We start from the raw sequence: 14,086 nt of genomic DNA, 5'->3' as shown, positions 1-14,086 counted from the left end.
CATGACCCAAAAGCAACGCTTGAAATACTCGATTCTGATCGCCCTGGCCGTGCTGGCCTCGATGTTCGGCCTGTCCTACCTGCAGAACATTGGCGTGATCAGCGAAAAGACCTTCCAGTACCTGGCCATTGCGATTGCCGTGGTGGTAGTGGTGATCAACGGCATCATGCGTCGCAAGGTCAAGCCGCACTTCTGATCAGCGCGGCGTGACTCAGGCGCGACCTTCGAGCACTTTGGCAGCCTCTTCATGGAGGCTGTAGCTTTTATCGGCATTGAGGGTGATCACGCCCTCGCTGCACAGACGCTTGAGCACCTCACGCACACTGAGAAACGACAACGGGATGCCCAGCTCCAGCAAGTGGCTGTGCACGCCCCGCACCCCCAGGGTGCGCTGATTGTCGGCGGCGTTGAGGAGGGCGTCGATGACCTTCAGCCGAATCAGGCTGGTGCGCAGACCGAAACACTTGAGCAAATGGCGAATGCGCTGGTTGCCCTGCTGTTCGGGCGCCTTGCCAAAGCCTTGTGAACCGTTGCCATAGTTGGCCTCGGCTGTCGGTGAATGTCCATCCGTGGGCACTTGCGGGTTGTACATGCAAAAACTCCTTATCAGAGCCTGATCAGGAAAATGATGGTGCTCTTATTCAATAAGACGAACGAGAGAGCAAAATCATGAAGTGCCGAATGTAGAAAATTTGTCGGTATCAGGTTTGTCACACTGTCGCCGGCCTGGATAAGCCCCGTTCGTGGCTAAATTCTTCCCGGTTAATTGCGTCCTTACGGTGGGGTAGTTGTATCTACCGAGGGTATTCAATTTGACTGCGGGGTCTGCGTGATTATTTCCAACGGGTTATTCAGGGGCTGCGTGGCAGGGGTGTTGCTGGGGCTGAGCTTTGCGGCCTCGGCGCGCGAGCATGTGGCTCAGGCGTCGGCCGATATTCGCCGTACCACTTACGGCGTGCCACATATCCGCGCCAATGACGAGCGCGGCCTGGGCTTTGGCATCGGTTACGCGTATGCCCAGGACAACCTGTGCCTGCTGGCCAATGAAGTGGTCACGGTGAACGGCGAGCGCGCGCGCTATTTCGGCCCCGAGCAGGCAACCCTGGAGGAACGCAACAACCTTGCCAGCGATGTGTTCTTTACCTGGCTCAATACACCCGGCGCGGTGCAGGCATTCTGGCGTGCGCAGACCCCGCAGATCCGCCAGCGTATCGAAGGCTACGTGGCCGGCTATAACCGCTATTTGAAGGAGCAGGGCGCGCCCGCACAATGCCAGGCGGCGTGGGTACGACCGCTGGTTAAAGAGGATCTGGTCAAACTGACGCGCCGGTTGCTGGTAGAAGGTGGCGTTGGCCAGTTCGCCGAAGCCTTGGTGGGCGCCACGCCGCCCCAAGCCATCGCCGGTGTGCAACCCGGCGCGCAGGCATTTGCACAGGCCGCCGCGCATCAGCAACGCTTCAGCCTCGACCGGGGCAGTAATGCCGTCGCGGTGGGGCGTGATCGTTCTTTCAATGGCCGTGGGATGTTGCTGGCCAACCCGCATTTCCCATGGGTGGGTGGCATGCGTTTCTACGAAATGCACCTGACCATCCCTGGCCAACTGGATGTAATGGGTGCCGCACTGCCAGGTTTACCCGTGGTGAATATCGGCTTCAACCAGCACGTGGCGTGGACGCATACAGTGGACACCTCCAAGCATTTCACCCTGTACCGACTGACCCTGGACCCCAAGGATTCCACGCGCTATATGCTTGACGGCAAGTCCGTTGCCCTGGATAAAACCACGCTGACCGTGCAGGTCAAACAGGCCGATGGCAGCCTCAAGGACGTTGCCCACACCGTCTACAGTTCGCAGTTCGGCCCCGTGGTGCAATGGCCCGGCAAGCTGGACTGGGACAACAAATACGCCTTCAGCCTGCGCGACGCGAACCTGGGCAACGACCGCGTACTGCAACAGTGGCATGCCATGAACCGTGCGGGCAGCATCACTGAGCTGCAAACTGCGGTGCACTCCCTTCAGGGCATCCCATGGGTCAACACCCTGGCTGCCGATGATCAGGGGCAGAGCCTGTACATGAACCTGTCGGTAGTACCCAACGTCAGCGCCGCCAAACTGGCGCAATGCAGCGACCCACGGGCCGGCCTGCAAATGATCATACTCGACGGCAGCCGCAGCGCCTGCGCCTGGGACATCGACCCCAAGGCTGCGCAAGCAGGGATCTTCACGGCGGCGCAGTTGCCGCAGTTGCAACGCATCGACTATGTACAGCACTCCAACGACTCTGCCTGGATGGCTAACCCCGAGGCGCCGCTGAGCGGGTTCTCGCCGGTGATCAGCCAGGACAATATTGGCCTGAGTCCACGCGCACGTTTCGCCCTGCAACGCCTGCAATCCCTGGACAAACAGCCGATCAGCGTCAGCGACCTGCAAAACATGGTCATGGACAACGAGGTGTACCTGGCGGGCCAAGTCATGCCGGACCTGCTCGATTTTTGCGCCAAGCAACTTGGCACCGACGCCGCCGCGCTCCAGCCACTGTGCACCAGCTTGAAAACCTGGGATCGGCGCGCCAACCTCGACAGCGGCATCGGCCTGCTGCACTTCATCAACCTGATGCAGCACCTGCAGCAAACTCCCGATGCCTGGCGTGTCGCCTTTGACCCGGCCCACCCCCTGACCACGCCCCGCGGCCTCGCCATCGATCGCGCGCCGGTGGCCGCCGCGCTGCGTGAAGCCATGCTGGCCTCCAGCGCAGACGTCAACCAACTCGGCCTGAGCCGTTGGGGTGAGATCCAGGTCAGCGGCCAAACCCCCATCCACGGCGGCCCGCAAGAACTGGGTGTCTACAACGCCATGCAAACCGTGCCCCGCGCCGACGGCAAACGCGAGGTCGTCAGCGGTACCAGCTACCTGCAAATCGTCACCTTCGATAACGACGGCCCCAACGCAGTCGGCGTGCTGGCGTTCTCCGAATCCAGCAACCCGGCGTCCCCTTACTCAAAGGACCAGACCCAGGCCTTCTCCGAGAAAAAACTGCGCCCGTTGCCGTTCACCGACGCTCAGATCAAGGCCGATCCGCAATACCAGCTCCACACCGTCAAGGAATAGGGCAGACCCGCAACCCCTTGATGCCAGAGCAGAATATTTTTTGAAATCAAGGGGTTGCAGGCATAGGCAAATGAGTACATAATGGCGCCCATCGAACGCAATGAAGCATTAAAAACTTCAATGTATTCAATGAGTTAGAGTAGAGGCAGGCTTCACATAGCCCACTCCAGTTTGTATGCGGTGAATGTCAGCGACAAGGGCATTGATCGTTTGAGGCCGAGTAGCAAAATGGTTATGCAGCGGATTGCAAATCCGCCTACGCCGGTTCGATTCCGACCTCGGCCTCCACTCTTGAAAACCCCGTAGATTAACGTCTACGGGGTTTTTTATTGTCTGTGATTTGGCAACGCTTCCCGTGCACTTATTCAGTGCGTATGTTGGCAAGCGCAGGACTATGTCCGTACTTATCAAAGCTGACCGAGACAACCATGAAACAGAACATTCTTCTTGCAGCCGTTTGCGCTGCACTGATCCAGGGCTGTGCCTCCACCTCCAAAAGCCATGAGGACTCGCCCTCCATGCTCACGACTACCTCGGCTGCTGTAGCCCAGCCGGCTTTACCCGCCTATTACTGGAACCTGGTTTCGGCCAATGATGCCGCGGGTAAACCTCTCTTCGCTCTGAATAAAGGCATCGAACGCAAGCTGCGCGTTTCCTTCGGTGACAAGAATCTGAATATCAGCGGTGGCTGCAACGGCCAGTTCGGCGGCTATCAGTATCAGGATGGGGTGTTGAAAGTGCAGTCACTGGCTTCAACGCTTATGGCTTGCGACAAGAGCCTGATGGACCTTGACGCAGAGGTCGCTCGACTGTTCAAGGGCGACCTGCGTGCTGTCATCACCGGCGACAACACGGCGCCGATGCTGCAACTGACTACCGCCAACGGCTCGGTGCTCAAGCTGCAGGGCGAGGCTACGCCGCAGACGCGTTACGGGAGCAAGGGTGAGGTCAAATTCCTGGAGGTGGCCGCCAAGACCGTCAAGTGCAGTCACCCGATGATTCCTGACTATCAGTGCCTTCAAGTGCGCGAGCGACGCTATGACGACGCCGGCCTGCAACTTGCGACCCAGGATGCGTGGCATCCGCTGTATCAGTCTATCGAAGGCTTCGAGCATCATGACGGCGTGCGCACTGTGCTGCGGGTCAAGGAATACGAATGGAAGAATCCGCCCGCAGACGCGCCTTCGAAGGTCTACGTACTGGATATGGTGGTCGAGCAGGACGCTTCCGGGACTAGTCAGTAACCGAGACCTAAAGCCGGTGACGTTCGAGAAAATGGCCGGTTTTCGACGAGTGACAGGTCTAGATCAACGGTTCCAGCTCGGTTGGGGTTGTCACGTGTGTGTTTGCCAACTACCCTGAAAATGTTTGAATTATTACAAACAATTTCGGTTTGGCTTTTTTCGGTCAAACGACTTCAGGATGAGGGACGAAAAAATGTTTTCACACGAAGGCACCGCAATAGAGCTGTTGACCCTGGTTTTCGCCGTGACGGGCGTGCTGTTGATTGCCTGGTTTATTCACCATCAATACGAGCTCAGGTCACGCAAGCGTGTAAAAAAACAACAAGGTGGTAATCAGCAGCCTTCCGCGCAAAACCGCTGATTGAGCATAAATCCGGGCCAGCCATTCGCGCCGGTTTCAGTTCGATGCTCCGAGGCTCGGCGTCAGCCACTGGCCTCGGATCTATTGATTCTCTGGGCCTTGACTTCACTTGCGTAGGCTTCAAGCCTTTGCTGCTGAGCTGTGAGTAGCGCGCAGACTTTCGTTAACGTCGCTACGTTATTGGATGCGCCGCCAGCTGCCAATGCCGTCAGTTGCACCACCGACCAGCCGATAACCGCGCTGGCGTCTTCAAGGTCGTAGAACAGTTCCTGTTGCGCTGTCCTGGGGCCGTCGAGGTCGTCTATCAAAAGCGTGCACTCTGTGTGGGGTAAAAAGCTTAAGCGTGTACGACAGGGTAGTCATACCGGTGCACAAGGGAAAATTACAGACAAAGAAAAGCCCGCGATGGGGGGCGGGCTAAAGGGGATGTTTTCAGGAGCTGTAGGCACAATAGGCGCACGTCTGTGAAAGCTTTGTGAAACGCGCTCCTGAATTGAAATGCGTCTACACCGGCGAAATAGTCGCCAGCATCCCGATACCAATGGTCAGCACCAAAAAGCCGAACAGGAAAATTGCCATCTTGGTCATAAGGCCTCCGAAGGGAAGGGGGGGACGACAGGAATGTCGGGATGGGGCTATTGTCCGCCTGGAGCGGTTTTCAATACAGGCGCAGATAGAAAAGAAAAAACCGTATCAGATTGCCCGTTAGCGCCTGCGCCGGGGCTTTTCAAGCCAACAGTTTTTATAAAGATCAGCGCCGCCCCTGAGACAGCCACCGCATTTGCCCCTAAGATAGCGCCCACTGCATCAACAATAAGAGTGGGTCCACCCTCGATGGAAAGACGCCAGTTCAGCGGTGGCATGCAAGGCAAGAACCTGCGCTACCTCAACGATCCCTCCCGGCAAGCAGCGTTGGTGACCCGCGTCGGTTTCCTGCTACTTGAACACTTCTCTCTGCCCGCTTTCACCCAGACCCTGGACACGCTGGTGACCGCCAATCTGTTGCGCCCCGAGCTATTTGCTTCGCGCACCTTCGGTTGGGGCGAAGGCGAAGTCATCAGCGACCTGGGCCTGGTCATCCGCCCCGATGCGAGCCTGGAACCTGCGGTCTTGCCGGACTTGGACCTGCTGGTCATCTGCGGGGGCTTTCGCACCGAACTCAAGGCCAGCGAACCCTTTATCCAGCTGTTGCGCAGCGCGGCCGAGGCGGGTGTCAGCCTGGCGGGTCTGTGGAACGGCTCGTGGTTTCTCGGTCGCGCCGGCCTGTTACAGGGCTATCGCTGCGCCATTCACCCCGAGCACCGTCCGGCGCTGGCGGAAGTATCCAAAGGCGCACAGGTCACCAGCGAGCCCTACGTGATCGACCGTGATCGCCTCACTGCGTCCAGCCCCTCCGGTGCTTTCCACATGGCGCTGGACTGGATCAAGAGCCTGCATGGCAAAGCATTGGTCGAAGGTATCGAAGATATCCTGGCGTTCGAAGAGTCGCGCTATCGCCGTATCAAACCCACCGAAAACGTCTGTGTCAGCGCACCGCTGCGTGAAGTGGTGAAGTTGATGGACGCCAACCTCGAAGAACCCCTGGAACTCGATCAACTCGCCGTCTATGCCGGTCGCTCCCGCCGCCAACTGGAGCGCCTGTTCAAGGAGCAACTGGGAACTACGCCACAACGCTACTACATGGAACTGCGTGTGACCGAAGCGCGGCGCCTGTTGCAGCATACGGAGCTGTCCCAGGTGGATGTGCTGGTGGCTTGCGGGTTTGTCTCGCCGAGCCATTTCAGCAAGTGCTACAGCGCGTATTTCGGATATCGCCCCTCCAAGGAGAAGCGGTTGGTCAGGTAACGTGGCAGGAGTTGAAGCGCCTTCTGAAGGAATGTAAATGGTCATAACGCTTATGGATCGTTATCGCGGCAGCTTGCTTGGGCTGGCGTGCGGCGACGCAGTAGGAACCACGGTTGAATTCATGCCCCGCGGCAGCTTTTCTCCCGTCACAGATATGCTTGGAGGCGGGCCGTTCAATCTCAAGCCTGGCCAATGGACGGACGACACGTCCATGGCGCTGTGTCTGGCCGAAAGCTTGTTGCACAAGGGCGGCTTCGATGCGAACGACCAGATGGGACGTTATCTGAATTGGTGGAAGTGCGGGTATCTGAGCTCTACCGGTGAGTGTTTCGATATCGGGATGACGATTCGCGATGCGTTGGCGATGTTTCAGCAAACTGGCGACGGTTTTTCGGGCTCAACGAATCCCTATTCCGCCGGTAATGGATCAATGATGCGCCTTGCGCCTGTGGTGTTGTTCTATTTCCCAGACTTGGAGAACATCCGCCGTTTCACTGCGCAAAGCTCACGCACAACCCATGCTGCCCAGGAAGCCATCGAGTGTTGCCAACTGCTGGCAGAAGCCATCGGTAACGCACTGAGCGGTGTTTCGAAAGGTGAAGTGCTGAGCTTCTCAAACACCTCTTTGTCAGCTCCAAAGGTCACGGCTATCGCACGCGGCGAATACCGCGATAAAACGCACACCGAAATCGTCGGCTCAGGTTACGCGGTGGCTTCCCTGGAGGCCGCATTCTGGTGCTTCGATCACACTGCCAGTTTCGCTGAGGCTGTGCTTGCTGCCGCAAATCTGGGGGATGACGCTGACACCACCGCCGCAATCTTAGGTCAATTGGCAGGTGCATATTATGGTGTGCACGCTATCCCTATCGGTTGGCTGGACAAGCTATGGATGCACGATGAAATCCAAGACACCGCTGATGCCTTATACAGTGCCTCGCTCATGCAGCGACAAGGCTTAGAACCGCTCCAATCGATAGGGCCGTAACTCAGCCACCCGCTCTCCCGTCGCGAGTTGCCCAACCCTTTCGGCGGTCACCGCCGCCTGTGTCAGCCCCAAATGCTGGTGCCCGAACGCAAGCAGTACTTTGCCGTCGCACACCCGGTCGATGATCGGCAGCGAGTCGGGCAGGGACGGCCGAAACCCCATCCACGGCGTGGCGCCACGGTCGCTGAGGTCGTGACGAAACAGTCCTTTGCTCAAGCGATGCAGTTGCCAGGCCCGTTGCATATTGGCCGGGCGGTCGAGGCCGGCGAATTCGACTGTGCCGGCCAGGCGCAAACCGCCGGACAGGGGGGTCATGATGAACTTGCGCTCCAGCGAGGTGACGGCAAAGGGCAGGCGCTGATGCTCGTGGGGCAGCATCAGGTGATAACCGCGCTCGGTGTCCAGCGGCACCTGTTTGCCGGTCAGTGCGGTGGTGAGTTTGGCCGAGTGCGCACCGCAGGCGATGAGTACTTGGCGCGCTGTCAGTACACCTTGGTCGGTCATCAATGAAACGCCGTTGCCCTCCAGGCGTCCATCCAACACGCGCTGCTTCAGAAATTGCACGCCCTCGGCCTTGGCCGCGTTCACCAGTTCGCCCACCACGGTGTACGGGTCGACAAAGTGCCCGGTAGTGGGGAAGAACAATCCGCCTTGTATCGCGTCGCTCAGTTGTGGCGCGGCCTTGCGCACCGCATCGCCGCTCCAGAAGTTCACCGCTACGCCTTGCTGAGTCATGCGCTGCTGCAACGCATCGATGGCAGCGCGGGATTCGGCGCGCTCAAACACCAGCAGTGAACCGTCTTCACGCAACAAATGCGCTTGCCCAATGGAGTGCAGCAAGCGCTGCCACGCGCCCAGGCTGCCTTCGTTCAATGCACGCAGGCCGGCCACGGTGCGCTGGTAGCTTGCCGGTCGCAGATTCAACAATAGGCGAATAAACCAGGGCAGGGCGCGGGGCAGGTAGGTCCAGTCCAGGCGCAGTGGGCCCATGGGGTCCAGCAGCATGGCCGGCAAGCGCTTGAGGATCGACAGGTCAGCAATGGGAAATACCTGCTCTGTCGCCAGGTGACCGGCATTGCCGTAGGAGGCGCCCATGCCCGGCGCCTGCGCGTCGACCACCAGCACTTGGCGGCCCTGGCGCGCCAGCTGCAAGGCACAGGCGACGCCGATGATGCCGGCGCCCACCACCACAATGTCTGCTTGATTGGGCTGGGCCATGGCTACGCCTCTCTCTGGCCGTCAAGCAGGCGCCGCAGCCCTAGCGGGTTGTCGTGCCCGAGCGCAGCGGGCAGTAAGGCATCCGGGAAATCCTGATAGCACACCGGCCGCAGGAACCTTTGGATCGCCGCCGTGCCCACCGAGGTGCTGCGCGCATCCGAGGTCGCCGGGAACGGCCCGCCATGCACCATCGCATCGCAGACTTCCACGCCGGTCGGCCAGCCGTTGACCAACAGGCGCCCGGCCTTGCGCTCCAGCACGGGCAGCAGGGCCCGGGCTTGTGGCAGATCCAGGTCATCCATATGCAAGGTCGCGGTGAGTTGACCTTCCAGGTGTTCGGATACCCGTCGCACTTGCTCGGCATCGCCGCATTCCACCACCAGCGAGGCGGCGCCGAAGACCTCGGCCTGCAGGTGTTCGTTGCTCAGGAATGCCTGGGCCTGAGTTACGAACAGATGGGCCTGGCCTTGGTTCGGCCCAGCTCCCGCCAGGCCCTTGGCGGCGACTTGGGCGTGCCGGGCCAATGCACTCACGCCGGTTTCGTAGGCGCTGAAGATGCCCGGGGTGAGCATGGTCTGCGCCGGGCAACGTGGAAGCAGATCACTGGCGACCTTGATAAATCGGTCCAGGGCGCTGCCTTTCACGGCGATTACCAAGCCAGGGTTGGTGCAGAACTGGCCGGCACCTTGGGTCAGTGACGCGACGAAACCTTCGGCCAATGGCTCGGCCCGTGCTTCAAGCGCGGCAGGAAACAGGTACACAGGGTTGATCGAACTCATTTCCGCATACACCGGGATCGGCTCAGGGCGTGCCTGCGCGGCCTGGCACAGGGCGATACCGCCACCGCGTGACCCGGTAAAACCCACGGCCTTGATGCGCGGGTCGGTCACCAGTGCGATACCCACCTCGTTACCCGCGCCATAGAGCAGTGAAAATACCCCTTCGGGCAAACCACACTGTTTGACCGCCTGGGCAACGGCGCGGCCCACCAGTTCGCTGGTGCCGGGGTGGGCGCTGTGGGCCTTGACCACCACCGGGCAACCGGCTGCCAGTGCCGATGCGGTATCGCCGCCCGCCACGGAGAAGGCCAGGGGAAAGTTGCTTGCCCCAAACACTGCGACCGGGCCCAGGGCGATATGTCGCTGGCGCAGGTCGGCGCGGGGCAGCGGTTGGCGCTGGGGTTGCGCGGTATCGACTCGTACGTCGAGCCATTCACCCAGGCGTACAGTGCGGGCAAAGGCGCGCAGTTGCCCGCAGGTACGACCGCGTTCACCTTGAATGCGTGCGCGGGGCAGGCCGGTTTCGGCGCTGGCGCGTTCGATCAATTCATCGCCCAGGGCTTCGATGTTATCGGCAATGGTTTCAAGAAACCCGGCGCGGTCTGCCAAGGTGGTTTCGCGGTAAGTATCGAACGCGGCCCATGCCAGTGCGCAGGCCTGCTCGACCTGCTCGCCATCGCCGCCGGCATAGGCGGGTTCCAGTGGCGTGTCGGTGGCGGGGTTGATAGCGCGGATCGCATCGCGATGGCCGCAAAGGGATTGCTGACCAATCAGCATCTTGCCTGTCAGAGTCATGGGGCATCCTGAAAAACAGAGGGGTGTTGTAGGAGCGAGCAAGCTCGCTCCTACAGAAAATCAAGCGACGTTCTGTTCAGCCGACCAGTTGGCATACCACTGGCGGAACAGCGCGTACTGCTGCTCGGCATAGCGGCGCTGGGCAGCGCTGAGCACATCGGTTTCGTTGAAGTGCAGGGCGTAGCCCTGATCGCCGTTGAGCACCATCAAATGCTTGTAATACAGCACCAGGTCACAGCCCTCATCGAACGACGACAGCACCGCCAGCGCAGCTTCCAGCTCGCGGGCCTGGCGTCGCGCCTTGGCATCACCCTTGGCGGCCTTTTTGCTCAGGGCCACCAGTTGCAGCACTTCCCGCGGCAACGCGTTGCCGATGCCGGTGATGGCGCCGGTGGCGTTGCAATTGACGAAGCCGTGCACCACTTGCGTATCGACGCCAACCATCAGCGTCACGTCATCGTCCTGGGAGGTGATGTTTTCTGCGGCGTAGCGCAGGTCGGCGGCGCCGCCGAACTCCTTGAAGCCGATCAGGTTCGGGTGCTCGCGGCGCAGTTCGAAGAACAGATCGGCGCGGGTGGCGAAGCCGTAGTAGGGACTGTTGTAGATCACCGCCGGCAGGTTGGGCGCAGCGTTGAGGATCGCCGCGAAGTGGGCCTTTTGCGCGGTGACCGAAGCCCCACGGGACAGCACGCGGGGAATCACCATCAAGCCATGGGCGCCGACCTTGGCGGCATGGGCCGCGTGGGCCACCGCCTCACGGCTGTTCACCGCGCCGGTGCCGACGATGGTCGGCACGCCGGCCGCGACCAGACGCGCCACGCCTTCCTGACGCTGAGCCTCGGTGAGCAGCGGCCAATCGCCCATGGATCCGCAATACACCACCGCACTCATGCCGATATCAATCAGCTCGCGGCCTTTGGCGACCAGTGCGTCAAAGTCCGGTTGGCGCTCGGCGGTGCAGGGGGTCATCAGGGCGGGCATGCAGCCGGTGAAGATGTTGTCGCTCATGGTGCTAACTCCATTCAGGTTAATAAATAAAAGGCTCAGATGCCCCAGGCAAACGGGTCCTGCTCGTCGATCAGCAAGGTGCTGTCGGCAGTCATGTACGCGCGGCCGGTGATGAAGGGACGCACGCGTTCGCCGTCCCATTCATAGCGGCCCTGGAACTGGCTGCCGGTGATGCTGGCTTGTACCCAGGTCTGCCCCGCCGCGAGTTTTCCATCGGCGGCCAGGCACGCGAGCTTGGCGCTGGTGCCGGTGCCGCAGGGGGAGCGGTCATAGGCTTTGCCGGGGCACATCACGAAGTTGCGGCTGTCGGCCTGGGCGTCGTCGGCGAACAGTTCGACATGGTCGATCAACGCGCCGTCTGCGCCGTGAATACCTTGGGCCTCAAGGGCCTTGAGCATCGCCCAGGTGTAGTCGGTCAAGACGTCAACGTTGCTCATCTGCAGGGCCTGGCCGTGGTCCGACACCAGGAAAAACCAGTTGCCGCCCCAGGCGATGTCGCCCAGCACCACGCCATACCCGGGCACCTGCACCGGTACCTGCTGGCGGTAGCGGTAGGCGGGCACGTTGCGCAGGGTTACGCCACCGTCTTCGTGCAGCGTGGCTGCCACCGGGCCTACCGGGGTGTCGATGGTGTGGACACCTGGCGCGATAAGGCCGAGGTAATGCAGGGAGGCGACCAGGCCGATAGTGCCGTGGCCGCACATGCCGAGGTAGCCGGCATTGTTGAAGAAAATCACTCCACAGGTGGCGCCCGGCGTGACCGGCGCGCAGTACAGTGCACCGACCAGTACATCGTTGCCCCGTGGCTCCAGCAGGCAGGCGCGACGCCATTGATCGTGATGAGTGCGCAGATCTTCAAGCTGCTCGGCGACGGTGGTGCCCGCCAAAGCCGGGAAGCCGTTCATGATCAGGCGCGTGGGTTCGCCACCGGTGTGGGAATCGATTACATGCAGTCGCTTCATGGAAGGTTCCATCAGTGAGTGGCCGCCGGGAGGGGAGTGTCGTAGTGGCTGTCAGTGACCGCTTCGCTTTCATCGTCTTCGGTCTCCAGGCGTACCAGGTGGGCCGGCACACCGGTGGCGGCGCCCCAGTAGTAGATGCCCAGGGCGCAGGCCGCTACGACCAGCGTGTCAAACGGGTGGCTGATCACGCCGATACCGCCAAAGCTGCCGAGCTTGGAGAGCAAAATGGTCACGGCGTAGAAGCCGATCAACCAGGCCGAGGAGCGTATTTGCTGCTTGAGATTGAGGTGCGCGGTCGGTACCCAGCGTGCACACAGCAGGTACACCACAAACATCAGGATTTGCAGGCCCAACAGCCATGACACCGTGTTCCAGCCTGACCAATACACGATCAGCGCGGCGATGATGAATGACAGCGGGCCCAATACCGCCATGCCCTTGACCCGGAACGGCCGCGCCATGTCCGGTGCATTGCGGCGCAGAGCGGCGACGGTCACCGGGGCCACGGCGTAGCTCAGGATCAACGCGGCGGACACCACGTTGATCAGCGCTTCCCAGGAAGGGAACGGCAGGGTCCAGAACACCGACAGGCCAAAGGTCAGCCACAGCGCCGGGCGCGGGATGCCGGACTTTTCATCGATGCGCGTGAAGATCTTGAAAAAGGTGCCGGTCTGCGCCCAGCCATACACCACGCGCGGGGTGGCATTCATGTAGATATTGCCGCATCCGCTGGGGGAGATCACCGCATCGGCCACCACCAGATAAGCCAGCCAACCTACACCCAGCGCCAGAGCGATATCGCGATACGGCAGGGCCAGCTCCTTGCTGATGCCGGCCCAGCCATTGGCGAGCATTTCGGTGGGCACACCGCCGAGGAACGCGGTTTGCAGCAGCACATAGATGGCAGTCGACAACAGTACCGAGAGGATCAACGCGATGGGGATGGTGCGCTGCGGGTTTTTGACTTCGCTGGCCACCGAAATGATCGGCGTCAGCCCCAGGTAGGCGAAGATCACGCCGCCAGCCGACACCGCCATCTCAATGCCCGAGAGGCCGAACGGTGCAAAACCATGCATCTGGAAGTTCGCCGGTTTGAAGAAGGTGAACAGCACGCCGATCACCAGCAACGGCACGATGAACTTGAACACGCTCACCAGGTTATTGGCGATGGCGAACGTCTTGACGCTGCGGTAGTTGAGGATAAAGAACAGGCATAGCAGCGCGAACTGCACCAGCCAGCCCAGGGTGGTCGGGTCGCTGGAACCAGCCTTGGTCAACTCCGGAAACCACGCTGCGGCGTATTGGCGCGAGGCAACCACTTCAATCGCCACCAGGCTGGAAAACGCGATCAGCGTAATAAAGCCCATCAGGTAGCCCAGCAACGGGCCATGGGAGTACACCGGGTAACGCACTACGCCACCGGCGCGGGGCAGGGCGGCGCCGAGTTCGCAATAGACAATGCCCAGCAACAGCACGGCGAATCCACCCAGCAACCAGGAAAAAATCCCCGCCGGGCCGGCGATGGCCGACACATGACTGGCGGCGAATAACCAACCCGAACCGAAGATGGCTCCCAGCCCGATAAAGGTGAGGTCCATCAGTGACAACTGTTTCTTGAACTTGCCTTGGCCTGACATAGCGGCGCCTTCTTGTGAGTTATTGGATAGGCATGCAGTGGCGCTATCGTGAACCCGCCAGCCCGGCGGCGATTGATGTTTTACGTGGGGATGAATGACGAATTCAGCACAATTTCCCGCACTCGACAGCGCCCGGCACATGG

General features: G+C 60.6%; 13 protein-coding genes and 1 tRNA gene. 7 read left to right on the top strand and 7 right to left on the bottom strand.

Features of this window, described 5'->3' with window-relative positions; translation table 11 throughout:
* Window position 1 precedes the first annotated feature (1 nt).
* Window positions 2-196 (top strand): hypothetical protein, encoded by a 195-nt coding sequence (locus tag LJX92_RS13785; RefSeq protein WP_005788056.1) that lies wholly within the window; start codon window positions 2-4, stop codon window positions 194-196.
* A 15-nt stretch (window positions 197-211) separates the two neighbouring features.
* On the opposite strand, the gene LJX92_RS13780 is transcribed toward LJX92_RS13785, so the two are convergent.
* Complete coding sequence (locus LJX92_RS13780) at window positions 212-592, bottom strand: fe2+ zn2+ uptake regulation protein (RefSeq protein ID WP_032875618.1); 381 nt, start codon at window positions 590-592, stop codon at window positions 212-214.
* A gap of 237 nt (window positions 593-829) precedes the next feature.
* On the opposite strand from LJX92_RS13780, the gene LJX92_RS13775 reads away from it, so the two are divergent.
* The 4 genes from LJX92_RS13775 (at window position 830) to LJX92_RS13760 (ending at window position 4,714) form a co-directional block, all read left to right on the top strand.
* Entirely contained in the window at window positions 830-3,109 is a 2,280-nt protein-coding gene (locus tag LJX92_RS13775; protein WP_228308405.1) for an acylase, read from the top strand.
* Between the two features lie 214 nt (window positions 3,110-3,323).
* A tRNA-Cys gene (locus LJX92_RS13770) sits at window positions 3,324-3,397 on the top strand.
* Between the two features lie 230 nt (window positions 3,398-3,627).
* Window positions 3,628-4,353, top strand: a complete 726-nt coding sequence (locus LJX92_RS13765; protein WP_228308404.1) for an META and DUF4377 domain-containing protein — start codon at window positions 3,628-3,630, stop codon at window positions 4,351-4,353.
* Between the two features lie 178 nt (window positions 4,354-4,531).
* A complete protein-coding gene (locus tag LJX92_RS13760; RefSeq protein ID WP_143508449.1) occupies window positions 4,532-4,714 on the top strand; it encodes a hypothetical protein in 183 nt (60 codons plus the stop codon).
* Window positions 4,715-4,776: 62 nt separating this feature from the next.
* On the opposite strand, the gene LJX92_RS13755 is transcribed toward LJX92_RS13760, so the two are convergent.
* A complete protein-coding gene (locus tag LJX92_RS13755; protein ID WP_032875609.1) occupies window positions 4,777-5,022 on the bottom strand; it encodes a hypothetical protein in 246 nt (81 codons plus the stop codon).
* Window positions 5,023-5,575: 553 nt separating this feature from the next.
* On the opposite strand from LJX92_RS13755, the gene LJX92_RS13750 reads away from it, so the two are divergent.
* Window positions 5,576-6,559, top strand: coding sequence for a GlxA family transcriptional regulator (locus LJX92_RS13750; RefSeq protein WP_050549421.1), 984 nt, complete (start codon window positions 5,576-5,578; stop codon window positions 6,557-6,559).
* Between the two features lie 37 nt (window positions 6,560-6,596).
* Window positions 6,597-7,544 (top strand): ADP-ribosylglycohydrolase family protein, encoded by a 948-nt coding sequence (locus tag LJX92_RS13745; protein ID WP_103734425.1) that lies wholly within the window; start codon window positions 6,597-6,599, stop codon window positions 7,542-7,544.
* Here the strand turns inward: LJX92_RS13745 and LJX92_RS13740 are convergent.
* From LJX92_RS13740 to LJX92_RS13720, 5 genes are read right to left on the bottom strand one after another with little or no spacing between them, the layout of a single operon-like run.
* Window positions 7,515-8,762, bottom strand: coding sequence for an NAD(P)/FAD-dependent oxidoreductase (locus tag LJX92_RS13740; protein ID WP_148854340.1), 1,248 nt, complete (start codon window positions 8,760-8,762; stop codon window positions 7,515-7,517). The genes LJX92_RS13745 and LJX92_RS13740 overlap by 30 nt on opposite strands.
* 2 nt (window positions 8,763-8,764) lie before the next feature.
* A complete protein-coding gene (locus tag LJX92_RS13735; protein ID WP_228308401.1) occupies window positions 8,765-10,336 on the bottom strand; it encodes an aldehyde dehydrogenase (NADP(+)) in 1,572 nt (523 codons plus the stop codon).
* 60 nt (window positions 10,337-10,396) lie between these two features.
* Entirely contained in the window at window positions 10,397-11,344 is a 948-nt protein-coding gene (locus tag LJX92_RS13730) for a dihydrodipicolinate synthase family protein (RefSeq protein WP_057012563.1), read from the bottom strand.
* Between the two features lie 35 nt (window positions 11,345-11,379).
* A complete protein-coding gene (locus tag LJX92_RS13725) occupies window positions 11,380-12,306 on the bottom strand; it encodes a 4-hydroxyproline epimerase (RefSeq protein ID WP_032875595.1) in 927 nt (308 codons plus the stop codon).
* Window positions 12,307-12,317: 11 nt separating this feature from the next.
* Window positions 12,318-13,943, bottom strand: a complete 1,626-nt coding sequence (locus LJX92_RS13720) for an APC family permease (protein WP_228308399.1) — start codon at window positions 13,941-13,943, stop codon at window positions 12,318-12,320.
* Between the last annotated feature and the right edge of the window lie 143 nt (window positions 13,944-14,086).

This window comes from Pseudomonas sp. HN8-3, assembly GCF_020790195.1.
GTDB lineage: Bacteria > Pseudomonadota > Gammaproteobacteria > Pseudomonadales > Pseudomonadaceae > Aquipseudomonas > Aquipseudomonas synxantha_A.
The sequence above is the reverse complement of the archived record's forward strand: the minus strand, read 5'-3'. Positions and strand labels throughout refer to the sequence as shown.

Bases quoted from the DNA above. Each gene is read 5' to 3' on its own strand.
- LJX92_RS13785 (WP_005788056.1), top strand. From the start codon at position 2: ATGACCCAAAAGCAACGCTTGAAATACTCGATTCTGATCGCCCTGGCC.
- LJX92_RS13780 (WP_032875618.1), bottom strand. From the start codon at position 592: ATGTACAACCCGCAAGTGCCCACGGATGGACATTCACCGACAGCCGAG.
- LJX92_RS13765 (WP_228308404.1), top strand. From the start codon at position 3,628: ATGCTCACGACTACCTCGGCTGCTGTAGCCCAGCCGGCTTTACCCGCC.
- LJX92_RS13760 (WP_143508449.1), top strand. From the start codon at position 4,532: ATGAGGGACGAAAAAATGTTTTCACACGAAGGCACCGCAATAGAGCTG.
- LJX92_RS13750 (WP_050549421.1), top strand. From the start codon at position 5,576: ATGCAAGGCAAGAACCTGCGCTACCTCAACGATCCCTCCCGGCAAGCA.
- LJX92_RS13745 (WP_103734425.1), top strand. From the start codon at position 6,597: ATGGTCATAACGCTTATGGATCGTTATCGCGGCAGCTTGCTTGGGCTG.
- LJX92_RS13740 (WP_148854340.1), bottom strand. From the start codon at position 8,762: ATGGCCCAGCCCAATCAAGCAGACATTGTGGTGGTGGGCGCCGGCATC.
- LJX92_RS13735 (WP_228308401.1), bottom strand. From the start codon at position 10,336: ATGACTCTGACAGGCAAGATGCTGATTGGTCAGCAATCCCTTTGCGGC.
- LJX92_RS13730 (WP_057012563.1), bottom strand. From the start codon at position 11,344: ATGAGCGACAACATCTTCACCGGCTGCATGCCCGCCCTGATGACCCCC.
- LJX92_RS13725 (WP_032875595.1), bottom strand. From the start codon at position 12,306: ATGAAGCGACTGCATGTAATCGATTCCCACACCGGTGGCGAACCCACG.
- LJX92_RS13720 (WP_228308399.1), bottom strand. From the start codon at position 13,943: ATGTCAGGCCAAGGCAAGTTCAAGAAACAGTTGTCACTGATGGACCTC.